The 14,990-nt window shown below is 68.5% G+C and carries 15 protein-coding genes and 1 pseudogene; 9 read left to right on the top strand and 7 right to left on the bottom strand.

Going from position 1 to position 14,990, the window contains the following annotated elements; genetic code table 11:
- From ON39_RS50040 to ON39_RS11565, 3 genes and pseudogenes are all read right to left on the bottom strand, one after another.
- Positions 1-226 (bottom strand): annotated as a pseudogene (locus tag ON39_RS50040) (hypothetical protein); the annotation flags it as partial.
- 78 nt (positions 227-304) lie between these two features.
- Positions 305-718 (bottom strand): hypothetical protein, encoded by a 414-nt coding sequence (locus ON39_RS11570; protein WP_040733549.1) that lies wholly within the window; start codon positions 716-718, stop codon positions 305-307.
- A 29-nt stretch (positions 719-747) separates the two neighbouring features.
- The gene (locus ON39_RS11565; RefSeq protein WP_246002996.1) at positions 748-1,260 is read right to left on the bottom strand and encodes a DUF2231 domain-containing protein; all 513 of its coding nucleotides are present in this window, start codon (positions 1,258-1,260) and stop codon (positions 748-750) included.
- A 129-nt stretch (positions 1,261-1,389) separates the two neighbouring features.
- Here ON39_RS11565 and ON39_RS11560 point away from each other — a divergent pair, with 129 nt between their 5' ends.
- Both ON39_RS11560 and ON39_RS11555 read left to right on the top strand, forming a co-directional pair.
- A complete protein-coding gene (locus ON39_RS11560; protein WP_040733547.1) occupies positions 1,390-2,082 on the top strand; it encodes a helix-turn-helix transcriptional regulator in 693 nt (230 codons plus the stop codon).
- Positions 2,083-2,861: 779 nt separating this feature from the next.
- Positions 2,862-3,479 (top strand): class I SAM-dependent methyltransferase, encoded by a 618-nt coding sequence (locus ON39_RS11555; RefSeq protein WP_040733550.1) that lies wholly within the window; start codon positions 2,862-2,864, stop codon positions 3,477-3,479.
- Positions 3,480-3,512: 33 nt separating this feature from the next.
- On the opposite strand, the gene ON39_RS11550 is transcribed toward ON39_RS11555, so the two are convergent.
- Positions 3,513-3,836, bottom strand: a complete 324-nt coding sequence (locus ON39_RS11550; RefSeq protein ID WP_040733544.1) for a type II toxin-antitoxin system PemK/MazF family toxin — start codon at positions 3,834-3,836, stop codon at positions 3,513-3,515.
- Positions 3,833-4,153, bottom strand: a complete 321-nt coding sequence (locus ON39_RS11545; RefSeq protein ID WP_040733542.1) for a hypothetical protein — start codon at positions 4,151-4,153, stop codon at positions 3,833-3,835. The genes ON39_RS11550 and ON39_RS11545 overlap by 4 nt, the downstream gene beginning before the upstream one ends.
- A 101-nt stretch (positions 4,154-4,254) precedes the next feature.
- On the opposite strand from ON39_RS11545, the gene ON39_RS11540 reads away from it, so the two are divergent.
- Together ON39_RS11540 and ON39_RS11535 are read left to right on the top strand one after the other, a co-directional pair.
- Entirely contained in the window at positions 4,255-4,827 is a 573-nt protein-coding gene (locus ON39_RS11540) for a TetR/AcrR family transcriptional regulator (RefSeq protein WP_040733541.1), read from the top strand.
- Between the two features lie 74 nt (positions 4,828-4,901).
- Entirely contained in the window at positions 4,902-6,089 is a 1,188-nt protein-coding gene (locus tag ON39_RS11535; RefSeq protein ID WP_040733540.1) for a Cmx/CmrA family chloramphenicol efflux MFS transporter, read from the top strand.
- A 319-nt stretch (positions 6,090-6,408) separates the two neighbouring features.
- Here the strand turns inward: ON39_RS11535 and dnaE are convergent, their stop codons facing one another.
- Positions 6,409-9,957: a DNA polymerase III subunit alpha gene (gene dnaE, locus ON39_RS11530; RefSeq protein WP_040733539.1), complete on the bottom strand. Its 3,549-nt coding sequence runs from the start codon at positions 9,955-9,957 to the stop codon at positions 6,409-6,411.
- A 246-nt stretch (positions 9,958-10,203) separates the two neighbouring features.
- Positions 10,204-10,593 (bottom strand): DUF3052 family protein, encoded by a 390-nt coding sequence (locus ON39_RS11525; protein ID WP_040733538.1) that lies wholly within the window; start codon positions 10,591-10,593, stop codon positions 10,204-10,206.
- A 122-nt stretch (positions 10,594-10,715) separates the two neighbouring features.
- Here ON39_RS11525 and ON39_RS11520 point away from each other — a divergent pair, with 122 nt between their 5' ends.
- From ON39_RS11520 to ON39_RS11500, 5 genes are all read left to right on the top strand, one after another.
- The gene (locus ON39_RS11520) at positions 10,716-11,159 is read left to right on the top strand and encodes a hypothetical protein (RefSeq protein ID WP_040733536.1); all 444 of its coding nucleotides are present in this window, start codon (positions 10,716-10,718) and stop codon (positions 11,157-11,159) included.
- Between the two features lie 61 nt (positions 11,160-11,220).
- Entirely contained in the window at positions 11,221-12,420 is a 1,200-nt protein-coding gene (locus ON39_RS11515; protein ID WP_040733535.1) for a sensor histidine kinase, read from the top strand.
- Between the two features lie 548 nt (positions 12,421-12,968).
- Complete coding sequence (locus ON39_RS11510) at positions 12,969-13,766, top strand: LytR/AlgR family response regulator transcription factor (protein WP_040733533.1); 798 nt, start codon at positions 12,969-12,971, stop codon at positions 13,764-13,766.
- Positions 13,763-14,128 carry a hypothetical protein gene (locus ON39_RS11505; protein ID WP_040733529.1) on the top strand — a complete coding sequence of 122 codons (366 nt, stop codon included), beginning with the start codon at positions 13,763-13,765 and terminating at the stop codon, positions 14,126-14,128. The genes ON39_RS11510 and ON39_RS11505 overlap by 4 nt, the downstream gene beginning before the upstream one ends.
- Before the next feature lie 51 nt (positions 14,129-14,179).
- A partial coding sequence (locus ON39_RS11500; protein ID WP_040733527.1) for a sodium:solute symporter family transporter occupies positions 14,180-14,990 on the top strand: 811 nt, incomplete at its 3' end.

Raw genomic sequence — 14,990 nt, 5'->3', positions numbered from 1 at the left:
GTCGGCGGCGGGCGGCACCGCGCGAACTTGTCGCCGGGCAGGGGCGCACCGGCGCGAACTTGTCGCCGCGCGAGGGCGGCGCCGGCGCAAAGTTGTCGGCGGGCGGACGCGGCACCGGCGCAGACATGTCGCCGCGTGGACGGGGCACCCGCGCAAAGTTGTCGCCAGCCGGACGCGGCACCCGCGCAAAGTTGTCGCCAGCCCGCCCCATGCCGCGATCGAGCACGGCTCAAGGGGCGCACTGACATTCGACGACTGGGTTTGCTGAAATTGCCCGCGCAGGGAGCGCCGGCGGTGTCGCGGTTCAGTCTCCGACGCCGAGGGCGGTCAGCAGTACCAGGATTACCGTGGCGACGGCGAGTGCGCCGTGGCCGACGACGATCGCTACGGGGAAGTGGCGTTCGGGCGGCTCGGGCGACTCCGTCGCGGTGCGCGCCCGGTAGACCGGGAGCCAGCGCAGCAGCATCGCGAAGCCGAGCAGGGCGACCGGGAGCAGTAGCACGAAGGCCACCCAGGCGAGTGCGTCGTTGTCGACCGCGAGGTAGACGATCCAGACGACCAGTCCGGCGGCGGCCAGCAGGAAGTGGCCGAAGATCACCGGTGCGGGCAGGTGGCTGGAGTTGGGTTGGCGCGTACCGCCTTTCGCGATCCAGGTGCCCAGCATGAAGAAGCCGCCGCCCGCGGTGAGCAGCCAGAGGATCAACGCCGCGACGCTCATGATGTCTGTCTCCTGAAGGGTGAGTGGGTTCAGTGGCGATAGCCGCTGAGCTGGGTCGCCTCGTCGGCGACTCGAACGCCGTAGTGGTAGGCGAGTTTGCCGCCGAGGTAACCGGATCCGCCGAGCGCGGCCAGGCTCAGGATCGACAGCACCAGCGGGCCGGCGGGCACCGCGCCGTGCGGGCCGTCACCGGAGTTGCGCCACCAGAAGTTGAGCGCGTAAGCGACGGTGACAGCCAGGTTCAGGCTCATGTGGATCAGGCCGGTGCGGAACGCCGGGGTGCCGCGCGGGATCGCGAGGAAATCCAGGAAGCCGATCGTGGCGGCCGCGAGCGCGCCGAGGACACCGATAGCCAGCAGCCAGACCGCTCCGCGCGCCAGGAAGTCGGGGTCGTCCACGATGTGCGAGCCGATGTCGAACACCAGGCTCCCCACCCATGCCCCGATCGGCACCGTGACCAGGATCGGATGGAACGGATGGCCATACGGTCCGGCCAGCAGGGCGCTGACGGGCTGTTTGGCTTGCTGCATGTCGCCGGTCACCACAACCTCCATGCGTGCGTTCGAATTGTGCCAATAATTATTGGCGAAATTCGGAGAGTGGTCAACGCCACCACGCCGGGGACTTGCCGAGCAATCTTCACCAACACTGTTAGGCGTTATCGTGGACGGGTGACCAGTGATTCCGCGATCGGCGCCGTGGCCGCCCTGGACGACGAGCTACGCCGGGGGATGTACCGGTTCATCCGGGTCGCCGGACGGCCGGTCACGCGCGACGAGGCCGCCGAACACGTCGGCATCTCCCGCAAACTCGCCGCGTTCCATCTCGACAAGTTGATCGACGCGGGCTTGCTGCAGGCCCGCTACGAGCAGGTCGGCGGTGTCCGCCGGGTGGGGCGCGCGCCGAAGGTGTACGAGCCCACCGAGATCGAGGTCAATGTCAGCATTCCCGAGCGCCGCCACGAGGTCTTGGCCGAGATCCTCATGGGCGCCATCCTCGGAGCGACCAAGGGCGAGACCGCCCGCGACACCGCCGCGCGCGTAGCCACCGACCGCGGAACCGCCCTCGGCGAGGCCACCCGCGACCACCTGCGCCCAGGCAGACTCGGCGCCGAACGCGCCCTGACCCTCCTGTCCTCAGTCCTCGGCGAGCAGGGCTTCGAACCAACCCGCACCGCCCCCGGCTGCGTCCGCCTCCGCAACTGCCCCTTCCACCCCCTAGCCGCCCAGGCCCCTGACCTCGTCTGCGCCCTGAACCACGCCTACCTCTCCGGCCTGCTAACCGGCCTCCAAGCAACCACAGTCTCAGCCGTCCTCGCCCCTCACCCCGGCGAATGCTGCGTAGAACTACGCCGCGCCACCTAGCCGAAGTAGGCACCAAAGGCGTTCGCGCCCTCAGGCTTTCGCCGCCGAGACCGAGCCCACGAGCCCGCGCACTTGCACTCCCGCCGTGCGCAGTGCACGACTGGGTCTCAGCCCGATCCGCCACCGCGAAGCCCGTTACCGTGCAGGACAGCTTCGACTCGCACGCCAGCGCCGGGCGATCATGCCCCGGCCTCGGCGACGCCGGCGATGTAGTCGGCGGCACCAGCAATGAAGTCCCCATGCCGGCAATGAAGTCGGCGGTGTTGACGATGCACCCCCCGATGTGGGCGGTGCGCTCGAGGTGCCGGCGGTCGCCGTGCCGTTGGTGCCGCACACGGGTCTTGCTCTCGCCTACTGCGGTTGTACTACTGGGTCTGCGCCCGATCGACCACCACGAAGCCATACGCGAAGGTGCAGGACTCACCGACGTGCACGCCAGCGCGCCGGATGACGAAGTCGCCGGCGTGGTGCCGGGTCGTGCGCGCTGACGATGGCGGTCGCCGCGCCGTCCTGCGGCACACGGCATTACTCTCGGCTTCCGCAGGTAAACGGCCGTCTCAGCCCGATCAGTCACCACGAAAGTCCCTCGTGACCATGGAGGTCTGCCCCGACTTGCGCCTCAGGGGCGCTGATTCGGGCCCGGTGGCGGCGAGGTGGTAGGCGGGGCGGCGATGGATGTTGCCGGTTCGTCGGGGGCGTGCATGGCGGGATCATCCTTGTCTGTGCGACCGCGATCGGGAGGTGTGGCGCGGAGGAGGTTGGACTGCGAGAGTGGGTGGGTGGGTTTTTATGGTGAGCGGGTTGTGCCGCGGATTGTGAATGCCGCATGCGGGATGCGGTTCAATGATCCGTTGCGGGAGCGGGTGTGTGCGGGGCTTAAGGGTCGCGTAGTCGAGGTCGGGTTCGGGTCGGGGCTCAATGTTCCTTTCTATCCGGGGGCGGTGGAGTCGGTCAGTGCGGTGGAGCCGGCCGATCTCGGGTGGAGGTTGGCGAGCGGGCGGGTGGCCGAGTCCAGGGTGCCGATCGAGCGGGCGGGGTTGGACGGGCAGTCGCTTCCGTTCGCGGACAACACTTTCGACTCCGCGGTGTCCACATGGACGCTGTGCACCATCCCCGACGTCGCGACCGCCCTCGCCGAGGTCCGCCGGGTGCTCACCCCCGGCGGCACCCTGCACTTCGTCGAACACGGCCTCGCCCCCGACGACAAGGTCCAGACCTGGCAGAACCGCCTGAACCCCTTGCAGAAAACACTCTTCGGCGGCTGCCACCTGAACCGCGACATCCGCACCCTACTCACCACCGCAGGCTTCGAAATCCAAGAAATCGACATCTTCTACGGCGAAGACGCCCCCCGCTTCCTAGCCGCCCAATCCCTCGGCGTCGCCGTCTCCCCATAGCCGCACCGCCCAAAGTCGTTCAACAGCTGCGGATTACGGCATGGCGAGGGCAAGCTTCAATGCGGAGTTCACTGCCATCACGGTGCCGGGACTGATCGTGCCGAGCAGGGGGCCGAGATCGGCACGCTCTATTTGTTCGAGATCGTCGGTGACGATATTGCCGACCAAGGGGTCGGCCGGGGAAAGCTCCACCCAGGTCGGCAACAGCGCATGTTTGGTCGTGGTCGTGATCCGGGCTGCCAGCACGTCGGGCCACAGGCGGTTACGCCGATTGTTCGAGACGATCAGCCACGGCTTCGGACCGCAACCTACGTCGACGCGGTATATCTGCCCGCGGACCGGAGCGGAGTTCGTCATTCGGCATCACCGCCCTTCGCGAGCCTGGCCGCACGCCGACGGCTGAACTCTCGAGACTCCTCCTCGTCGGAAATTTCAGGCCAAATCTTGGCGAGCTCGGCGTAGCCCTGCTCCAGCGCCTCATCGATCAGCACCTGTGCGCCGATCGCCATCAGCACTCGAATGACGGTCGCCTCGGAAGCTTCGGGAGTAACGGCATAGCCGAGATGAGCGGCAATGGATTCGAACAGCGTCCACTCCGCTCCTTTTCGGTCACTGAGCGTCGCCAACGTACGTTCCTCCCGCTCAGTGAGGGTCAAGGTGGTTCGCCTGGCCATGCATCACACATTACATCGATGCTGATGCGCTATCAAGCATCACATTGTGATGCGACACTTTTTTGAAACGATCGGTTCAAAACTGTGCTAGCGTCGTCCGCATGGCACGACCGAGGCAGTTCGACGAGGAGCGGGCGGTGGACGCCGCGATGCGCGCGTTCTGGATCGCGGGCTACGAGGCGACCTCCACCCAGGACCTGTGCGTCGCGACCGGACTCGGCCGCAGCAGCATCTACAACACCTTCACCAGCAAGCACGACCTGTTCCAGCGAGCGTTGCGGCGGTACATGACGACGAAGAACGCCGCCACCTTCGAGGTCCTCGACGGCGAGGAATCGGTGAAGACGAAGATGCGAACGCTGCTGCGGCAGGTCGCGCACGCCCCGGAGGACGATCCGCTCGGCTGCCTGGTCGTCAACTCGATGATCGAGCTCGCTCCGCGCGACCCGGAGGTGGCCGCGGCGCTGCGTAAGGATCAGGAACTGCGCCTCGCCGCGCTGACCGACGTGCTCGAAAGCGGAAGGCGCGCAGGCGAGATCGCCCACAATAGGAATGCCCGCGAGCTGGCGCACTTCATCAACGCCACCATCGCGGGCATGCGAGTGGCGGCCCGGGGCGGCGTCGGGCGCGATGCCCTGGAGGCGATCGCCGAGACCGCCCTGCAAGCCCTCTGACCGAATCACCAAGGCTCTCGCGAGTCTTCTCATGTCCCAGTTTTGAACTGAATGATCCAAAAAGGGAGGTACCCATGCCGTTCGCGGTCTACATCCTGGGCTTGTCCATCTTCGCCCAGGGCACCTCGGAGTTGATGCTCTCCGGGTTGCTCACTGAGCTGTCCACCGACCTCGGCGTCACCATTCCGCAAGCGGGCCTGCTGATCTCGGCCTTCGCGCTCGGCATGCTGGTCGGCGCGCCGGTGCTCGCCGTGGCCACGCTGCGGCTCCCCCGGCGCAGCGCGCTGCTGGCCTTCCTCGCAGTGTTCGTCGCCGCCCACGTCGTCGGGGCGCTGACCTCGGATTACTGGGTGCTGTTCGGGACGAGGGTGGTCGGCGCGTTCGTGTACGCCGGGTTCTGGTCGGTGGCCGCGACCACCGCGATCGGCCTGGTTCCCGCGAACGCGCGCGGCAAGGCGATGAGCATCGTCGCGGGCGGTCTCACCGTCGCCACCGTCGTCGGGCTGCCCGCGGGCACCGTGATCGGCCAGCACCTCGGCTGGCGCGCGGCGTTCTGGACGGTGGCGATCATGTCCGCGCTCGCCATGCTCGGCGTGCTCGCCAAGATCCCCGCCGGCCGCTCGGCGACCCAGCCGGATCTGCGAAAAGAACTGCGCGGCATGGTCAATCCGCGTCTGTGGCTCAGCTACAGCACCACCGCTCTCGCCACGGCCGCGCTGCTGGTCAGCTTCGCCTACCTCGGCGCGCTGCTGTCCACGACGACCGACCTGGCCGACGGGTGGATCCCGATCGTGCTGGTGGTGTACGGCGTCGGCAGTTTTCTCGGCATCGTGGTCGGGGGCCGCACCGCCGACGCCCACCCGATCCGCACGCTCTACGTCGGCATCACCGGCCTGATCGTCACCTCGGTCCTGCTCGCGCTCACCGCCGAGTACCCCGTTCCTGTCGTCGCGCTCACATTCCTGTTGGGCGCCTTCGGTTTCGGCACCAACCCCACCCTCAACAGCCGGGTCTTCAACCTGGCCCCCGAGAGCCCCACCCTCGCCCCCGCATTCAACGTCTCCTCCTTCAACATCGGCATCACCGTCGGCCCCTGGCTCGGCGGCCTAGCCATCGGCGCCGGCCTCGGCTACGCCTCGGTCGCCTGGATCGGCGCCACCATCGGCCTAGCCGCCCTGAGCACCGTCACCTGCGAACAACTACTCCACCGAGCCACCCCCACCTCCCCCACCAAGAAACCCGAACTCATCCACGCCCCATAACCAACACCCGCACCCTCTCTCAGGAGCCGCACCCCTTCTAGGGACCAATAGCGAGTGCAGCTCCCGAGAGACAGTGCGGATTTCGGCACCACGCCCCCGGCGGCCGCGCACCCAGCCGCCGCACACCCGACGGCCCGCGCCCCGCGCCCCGCACCCGAACCAACAGCCGCACTGTCTCTCAGGAGCCGCACCCCCTCTAGGGACCAAAAGCGAGTGCAGATCCCGAGAGACGGTGCGGACTTTCAGCTCTCGAGAGCGGCGACCGTTCTGGGGACCAACGGCGGGTGCGGGTCCTGGGGGAGGGTGCGGGTCCGGCGTGTCAGACTGCTAAGCAGCCTGGTCCGAGTAGGGCCTTGAGGTCGCCCATCAGGGCGGAGGAGGGGGTTACTCGGAGGCTGTCGTCTAGTTTGAGCAGGGTCGTCTTTTCGCGGGCGCCGACGTGGCGGACGTGCACATCGGCTGTGCCGGGGTGGCGGGACAGGATTCGCTTGAGTTCGCCGATCTTGTCGGGGGTGCACATTCGGGTGGACATGACCACCGAGAGTGGTTTGGCTACGCCGATGGAGGACAGGTCGGGGACGGCTAGGTCGTTGGCTATCAACGAGATTCGGTCGTCGCGGACCGAGACGCGCGCCTTCACCAGCACCACCGCGTCCTCGACCACGTCCATTCCGTACACCGAGTACGCCTGCGGGAAGAACAGGACCTCGATGCCACCGGCCAGGTCTTCGAGCTGCGCCGAGGCCCACGCCAGGCCGTTCTTGTTGATCCGCCGGTTCACCGAGGCGAGGATGCCGCCGACGGTCACCTGGGTGCCGTCCTTGATATCGCCCTCGAGGATCGCCGGGATCTGCGTATCGGCCTGCGCGGCAAGGACATGCTCGACGCCGTTGAGCGGATGCCCGGACACGTACAGGCCGAGCATCTCTCGCTCGAGCGCCAGCTTGTGCTTGGCCTCCCACTCCTCGTCGGGCACCTTCACGTTGAACACCGAGGACACCGACTCGTCGGCGTCCACCCCGCCGAACAGGTCGAACTGCCCGATCGCCTCGGCCTTCTTGGTGGACATGACCGCGTCGATGGCGTCGAAGTGCACCAGCAGCAGGCCCTTGCGCGGATGCCCGAGCGAGTCGAATCCGCCCGCCTTGATGAGGGATTCGGTGACCTTCTTGGTGCAGGCGATCGCGTCGATCTTGTTCAGATAGTCGGAGAAGTCGGTGAACTTCGACTTCTCCTTGCGCGCCGCGATGATCGAGGACACCACGTTCGCGCCGACATTGCGCACCGCGCCGAGCCCGAACCGGATGTCCTTGCCGACCGAGGCGAAGTTCAGCTCGGATTCGTTGACGTCCGGCGGGAGCACGGTGATGCCGAGGCGGCGGCAGTCGGACAGGTAGACCGCGGCCTTGTCCTTGTCGTCGCCGACGGAGGTGAGCAGCCCGGCCATGTACTCGCCCGGATAGTTGGCCTTGAGGTAGGCGGTCCAGAACGAGACGAGCCCGTAGCCCGCGGCGTGCGACTTGTTGAACGCGTACCCGGCGAACGGAAGGATGGTGTCCCACAGAGCTTTCACCGCGCCCTCGGAGAACCCGTTCGCGGTCATGCCCTCGTGGAAGCCCTTGTACTCGGCCTCGAGCACCTCGAGCTTCTTCTTACCCATGGCCTTGCGCAGCGCGTCGGCCTTGCCCATGGTGTAGCTGGCGACCTTCTGCGCGATGAACATGATCTGCTCTTGGTAGACGATCAGACCGTAGGTCTCGGCGAGGATGTCCTTGAGCGGCTCCTCGAGCTCCGGATGGATCGGTTTGATCTCCTGCCGCCCGTTCTTGCGGTCGGCGTAGTCGTTGTGCGCGTTCATGCCCATCGGGCCGGGCCGGTACAGCGCGAGCACCGCGACGATGTCGTTGAAGCCGGTCGGCTGCATGCGGCGCAGCAGGTCGCGCATGGGGCCGCCGTCGAGCTGGAACACGCCGAGAGTGTCACCGCGCGAGAGCAATTCGTAGGTGGCCGGATCGTCCAGCGGCAGGTTGTCCAGGTCGAGGTCGATGCCGCGATTGGCCTTGATGTTCTCCATCGCGTCACCGATGACGGTGAGGTTGCGCAGGCCGAGGAAGTCCATCTTCAGCAGGCCGATGGCCTCGCACGACGGGTAGTCCCAGCCGGTGATGATGGCGCCGTCCTGGGCGCGCTTCCAGATCGGGATGGTGTCGGTCAGCGGCTCGGAGGACATGATCACCGCGCAGGCGTGCACGCCCGCGTTGCGGATCAGGCCCTCGAGCCCGCGGGCGGTCTCGTAGATCTTCGCGACGTCGGGGTTGCTGCTGATGAGCTCGCGGACCTCGGCGGCCTCCTTGTACCGCTCGTGGTCGGGGTCGGTGATGCCGGCCACCGAGATGTCCTTGGCCATGATCGGCGGCGGCAGCGCCTTGGAGATCTGGTCGGCGATGGCGAAACCGGGCTGGCCGAACAGGACTCGCGCGGAGTCCTTGATCGCGGCCTTGGTCTTGATGGTGCCGAAGGTGATCACCTGGGCCACCCGGTCGCTGCCCCACTTCTCGGTGGCGTAGCGAACCATCTCGCCGCGGCGGCGATCATCGAAGTCGATATCGATATCGGGCGCGGACGGGCGCTCGGGGTTCAGGAACCGCTCGAACAGCAGGCCGTGCGGGATCGGGTCGATATTGGTGATGCCGAGCGCGTAGGCGACCAGCGAACCGGCCGCCGAACCACGGCCGGGACCGACGCGGATGCCGACCTCCTTCGCGTGCGAGACGAGGTCGCCGACGACGAGGAAGTAGGCGGGGAAGCCCTTCTGCTTGATGACGTCGAGCTCGAAGTAGGCGCGGCTGTAGTACTCCTCGGGCACGCCGTCGGGGAAGCGGCGGGCGAGGCCGCGGTCGACCTCCTTGCGCAGGAACGAATTCTGGTCCTCGCCCTGGGGCACCGGGAAGACCGGCATGCGGTCCTTGAAGGCCCAGACGTCGTCGTAGGACTGCACGCGCTCGCCGATGGCCACGGTGTTGTCGCAGGCGCCGGGCACCTCGGCGTCCCACAGCTCGCGCATCTCCTCGGCGGACTTGAGGTAGTAGCCGTCGCCGTCGAACTTGAACCTGGTCGGGTCGCTGAGCGTCTTGCCGGTCTGAATGCACAGCAGCGCTTCGTGATTGGTCGACTGGTCCTTGGTGACGTAGTGGCAGTCGTTGGTCGCCAGCGGCGGGATGCCGAGTTTCTTGCCGATCTCGAGCAGGCCCTCGCGGACCCGGCGTTCGATGGACAGCCCGTGGTCCATGATCTCGAGGAAGAAGTTCTCCTTGCCGAAGATCTCCTGCCACTTGGCCGCCGCCTCCAGCGCCTCGCGGTCGTGGCCGAGGCGCAGTCGCGTCTGCACCTCACCCGACGGGCAGCCGGTGGTCGCGATGATGCCCTCGGCGTACTGCGCGATGATCTCCTCGTCCATGCGCGCCCACTTGCCGAGCTGGCCCTCCAGCGACGCCAGCGACGACAGCTTGAACAGGTTGCGCAGGCCGGTCGCGTTCTCGGCGACCATGGTCATGTGCGTGTAGGCGCCGGAGCCGGAGACGTCGTCGCCCTTCTGGCTCGGGTCACCCCACTGGACGCGCTTGGTGTCGAACCGGGAGCCGGGGGCGATGTAGGCCTCGATGCCGATGATCGGCTTGATGCCGGCCTTCTTCGCGGAGTTGTAGAACTCGGAGGCGCCGTACATGTTGCCGTGGTCGGTCATCCCCACCGCGTCCATCCCCAGCCGTTTCGCCTCCGCGAACAGGGGCGATATTTTGGCCGCACCATCGAGCATCGAGTACTCGGTGTGGTTGTGCAGGTGAACGAACGATCCGGACGAGGCGGCCAAGACGGTCCTTCCTCCCAAGGTCTCGACGGGGGTTGGCCTAGCGATTCTAGGCACGTCGGTGTGACATTTTTTCCGAGGCGCGCGGCGGGTGCCGAGACGTCCCAGGAGGGCCCGGCGTGTCGGTGTCGAAGATCACCGGCGCGTCACGCGAGCCGCCCGCGATCTGTCTGATTTCCGCGCATGACGTGCGGCGCGGACCGGTCGACCCTACCCTGGCCCGCCCGCTCCGACGACGGCGGCCATCGGTCAGTTCCGCTGCCGCCAGACGAATTTCAAACCGGACCAATCATTGTCGAACGCGGCCACTTTCACGTCGACGACACCGACCGGCAGCAGCATTGCCCGCAGGTCGTTCTCGGCGATGTCGCTGACGTGCCCACCCGCCTTGCGCGGCCACGCAATCCACAGCATGCTCCCCCGCGGCAGTCGCGCCGCCAGGTCCGGCGCCTCGTCGGCCAGCTCGGCGTGCGTGCGATAGAAGACGAGCAGCACGTCGGGGGACTCGTCGACGAACTCGACGTCGGCGGGGAGATCGGGGACCCGCCAGCCGGGTGGGCTGTGCCGCAGCGCGATCCGATGCCCCGGCTTGATGCCGAGTTTCTTGGCCAGTGGTGTTCCGGAGTAACCGGCTGTCATGGGTCGACTGTAAGCGGCGGTGCCCCGGGAATCGAGGGCAGCGAAACGGAAAACACCAGCCTGTGGAGAGGGCATAGTCCTGTGGACAGAGAAGAGTGTTTCCAGACCCGTCCGAGGTACCGATGCTCAAAGCACTGTTCGCGATTCCCGCCCTGCCCGCCGTCGCCGCGGCGGCCATGGTCGCCACCGCCGCGCCCGCCGCGGCCCAGATCGTCGACCAGTTCGACAGTTTCTACTCGCTCACCGAGGGGCTCTGCGCCGCGCAGGTCAGCTCGGCCGTCACCAGCAACGCCTACCCCGAGCACGCGGCGTTCAGCGTGGCGACCACCATGGTCGGCGTCGGTAACTGCACCCTGCCGTTGACGCTGAACTGGCGCAATGTCGAAACCGGCGAGACCGGCGCCTTCACGGTGGTCGCGCATGGACCGGGATACTGGGGCAACAGCGGCTATTCGGCCCTGTTCCACCCGGGCATCGGCCGGTTCACCGCCACGATGACGGTCGGGGCCGCGCACATTCCCGAGCCGGGCTCGGTGGAGTTCTGGGTCGACCGCTACCAGGGATAGACCGCCGCCACCATCGCGGACGCGATAATCGGCGGATGAACTCGCCACACCGGTTTCCGCGATGACGACCACCGTCGTCGCGCTCGTCGTCTCGGCGACGCTGATCGCCGGGGCCCTGGTGATCTGGCCGCGGACCCGCCGGGTGGTGACGACGCCGGCCGAGCGCGCGGTGCACTCGGCGCTGCACACCGCCTCGCTGGCCGCGATTCCCTTGCGGCGCGGGCTCACCGCGCAGTCGGCGCAGGAGTCCGCGCCGCACCTGCGGGTGCTCACCGGGGCCGAGGCGCTCGGCGTCACCGACCCGGACGGCACGCTGCTCGCCTGGGACGGGCCGCACGCCGAACTCGCGGAGCATTTCACCGAGGCAGCCAAGCGGGCCGTCGCGGGCGAGCGACCGGTGCTGGTCGCCGGGCTGGGCAGCGGCGAGCACGCGGGTCGCACGCTGATCGCTCAGCCGCTGCTGATCGACAGCACCGGCGTCGCGGGCGCGATCGGCGTGGTCACCACCGGCCAGCCCGGCCCCGGCTGGCTCGGCGCGGTGGCCGAGGTGGCCCGATACGCCTGCGGGCAGCTGGAATTGGCCGAGCTGGACGCCTCGCGGGCCCGGCTCGACCGGGCCGAGGTGCGCGCGTTGCGGGCGCAGATCAGCCCGCACTTCATCTACAACGCGCTCAACACCATCGCCTCGTTCGTGCGCACCGACCCGGACCGGGCGCGCGAGCTGATCCTCGAGTTCGCCGACTTCACCCGCTACTCGTTCCGCGCCGCGGGCGAATTCACCGTGCTGGCCGACGAATTGCGCAATATCGAGCGCTACCTCGCGCTCGAGCGCGCCCGCTTCGGCGACGCCCTCGACGTGCGCCTGCAGATCGCGCCGGAGGTGCTCGGCGTGGTCCTGCCGTTCCTCGCGCTGCAACCGCTCGTGGAGAACGCGGTCCGGCACGGCCTCGCGGGCGCCACCCGCGGCGGCACGGTGAGCATCACCGCCGCCGACGCGGGCACCGACTGCCTGATCAGCGTCGAGGACGACGGCGTCGGCATGGACCCGGAGCTGTTGCGCTCCGGCGCCCTCGACGCCATCGAAACCGGCAGCGGCCCCGCGGGTTCGGGCGAGGCGGCGCACGTCGGCCTCGCCAACGTCGACGACCGCCTGCGCGCGGCCTTCGGCAACGACTACGGCCTCATCGTCGAAACCGCGCCCGGCGCGGGCACCAAGGTCTCGCTCCGAGTGCCCAAGTTCCGCGCGGGCATCCAAGCGTGAGCGACAGACGCTCGAGGCATCGGCGGACCACACCCCCGAGCGCGGGCACCAAGGTCTCGCCCCGCACGCCAATTTGCGGGCGGTCATCTAGGTATCAGGCCGCAGACGCGCCGGGCGTCGACGGCCCACACACCAGGCGCGCAGGCCGAGAACCCACTCCACGCGGCCCATTTCGCGCGGGGATTCAGGCATGATGGCACAGCCGCGCCGTGCGTCGGCGAGCCACACCACCGGGCGCGGGGGCCGCGGATATCGAGGCGGCAGATGCGCGGGGCGACGGCGGACCACACCACAGAGCGCCGGCGCCAAAGGCACGCTCCACGCGCCAATTCCGGGCGGGCATCTAGGCATCAGGCCGCAAACGCGCCCGGCGTCGACGGGCCGGGCGTCTGCGGCCCACACACCGGGCATGGAGGCCGAGAACGCACTCCACACGCCCCATTTCACGCGGCGATTCAGGCGTGAGGGCGCAGACGCGCGGGGCGTCGGCGGTCCACCCGGGCGGGCGCATCCCGGCGGGCGAATCGGATGTTTACGATAAAGCGGTTGTGACGCGGACCACCGAGTACGCGGCGGGCGCCTTGCGGGTGCTGGCCGTCGATGATGAGAAACCTGCTCTGGATGAGCTGGTGTATCTGCTGCGCGCGCAGCCGGGGGTCGGTGAGATCCATGGCGCGGCCGACGCGACTACCGCGCTGCGGGTGCTGCGGGCGCACGCGATCGACGCGGTCTTCCTGGACGTGAACATGCCGGGGCTGGACGGCATGGAGCTGGCGGGGATTCTGTCGGAGTTCGCCAGCCCGCCCGCCGTGGTCTTCGTGACCGCGCACGACGATCGGGCGGTCGCGGCCTTCGATCTCGGCGCGGTCGACTACCTGCTCAAGCCGCTGCGCGAGGCGCGCCTGGCCGAGGCGGTCCGCCGGATCGTCGCCGCCCGCAGCACACCGGCCCCCGTGGTCGACGAGCCGCGCGCCGATCCGAGCGAGGTCATCCCGGTCGAGCTCGGCGGCGTCACCACGCTGGTGCCCCGGTCGAGCGTCAGCTGGGTGGAGGCCGACGGCGACTACGCGCGCCTGCACACCAGCGGCGGCTCGCACCTGGTGCGAATTCCGTTGTCTGCGTTGGAATCTCGCTGGCAAGACGCGGGATTCCTGCGCGTGCACCGCTCCTACCTCGTCGCGCTGCGGCTGGTGACCGGCCTGCGCACGGTCGGCACCGCGACGGTGGTGTGCCTGCGCGCCGAGGGCAACGCAGGCGCGGTGGAGCTGCCGGTCAGCCGCAGGCAGGTGCGTGAGCTGAAACAACGGCTGGTGCACGGCCCCCGGCAGCAGTGGACCGGCCAGTGACCGGGCCGCACCGCCCCGCCCGCCAGCGCGTCGTGCTGTCGGAGCGGCGCGGCGCGCGACGGGTGCGCACGCGCATGGAGGTGGCCGAGCAGACCGAGATCGGCGAGGCGTTGATCGGCGGGCTGATCCGCGCGCAGCTCGGCCTGGCGCTGCGGCTCGGGCTGGTCACCGTGGTCGTATTGTGCTCGCTGCCGGTGCTTTTCGGCATCGGAACGGTCGGGTCGACGGTCGTGTTCGGCCTCCGCCTGCCGTGGCTGCTGCTCGGGGTGGCGGTGTATCCGCTGCTGTATCTCGTCGGGCGGCTCTACGTTCGGCTGGCCGAGCACAACGAGCAGGACTTCCTCGACCTGGCCGAGGACTGACGTGACAGCCGCGCGGAAAGCACCGCCAAGCAACGGCGTTGAGGACACCCGGTGACCGCGGGATCGGTGCCGGTACTCACCGTGCTCGCGTTGCTGCTGGCCGCGCTGGCCACCGTCGCGATCGGCGCGTACGGAGTTCGGTTGGCGCGCACCACCTCCGATTTCCTCGTCGCCTCGCGCAGTGTCCGGTCGGGGTGGAACGCCGCCGCCATCTCCGGTGAATACCTCTCGGCCGCTTCCTTTCTGGGCGTCGCGGGTTTGATCGCGAAGTACGGCGCCGACGCGCTGTGGTACCCCGTAGGTTTCACCGCCGGTTACCTCGCGCTGCTGCTCTTCGTCGCCGCCCCGCTGCGCCGCTCCGGCGCCTACACGGTGCCCGACTTCGCCGAATTCCGTTTGGGCTCGGTGCGATTGCGCAGGCTGGCCGCCACCGTGGTGGTGCTCGTGTGCGCGGTGTATCTGATTCCGCAGTTCCAGGGCGCGGGATTGACGCTGCACACGCTGCTCGGCCTGCCCGACTGGGTGGGCGCGGCGGGGGTGGGGGCCATCGTGATCGCGAATGTCGCGGGCGGCGGGATGCGGTCGATCACGCTGGTGCAGGCGTTCCAGTACTGGCTGAAGCTGACCGCGGTGGCGATCCCCGCGCTGGTGCTGCTCGGGCATTTCCTGGCCGCGGATCAGCAGCTCGGTGCGCCCGCCCCGCCGGTGGTCACCGAGCGCACGGTGGTGGACGTCCGCACCGACGTGGTGGTTCGAGTGGCCGCGCCGCAACAGGTTTCGATCAGCGGAACGCTCGACGACCATCCCGTGGACGGGCGCGTGCCGCTGGCGCCGGGCGCGCACGAACTGTCGGCGGGCACCG

It is taken from the genome of Nocardia tenerifensis NBRC 101015 (assembly GCF_000308715.1).
In the GTDB taxonomy this organism is placed as follows: Bacteria; Actinomycetota; Actinomycetes; order Mycobacteriales; family Mycobacteriaceae; genus Nocardia; species Nocardia tenerifensis.
This window is presented reverse-complemented; position numbering and strand designations above follow the sequence as displayed.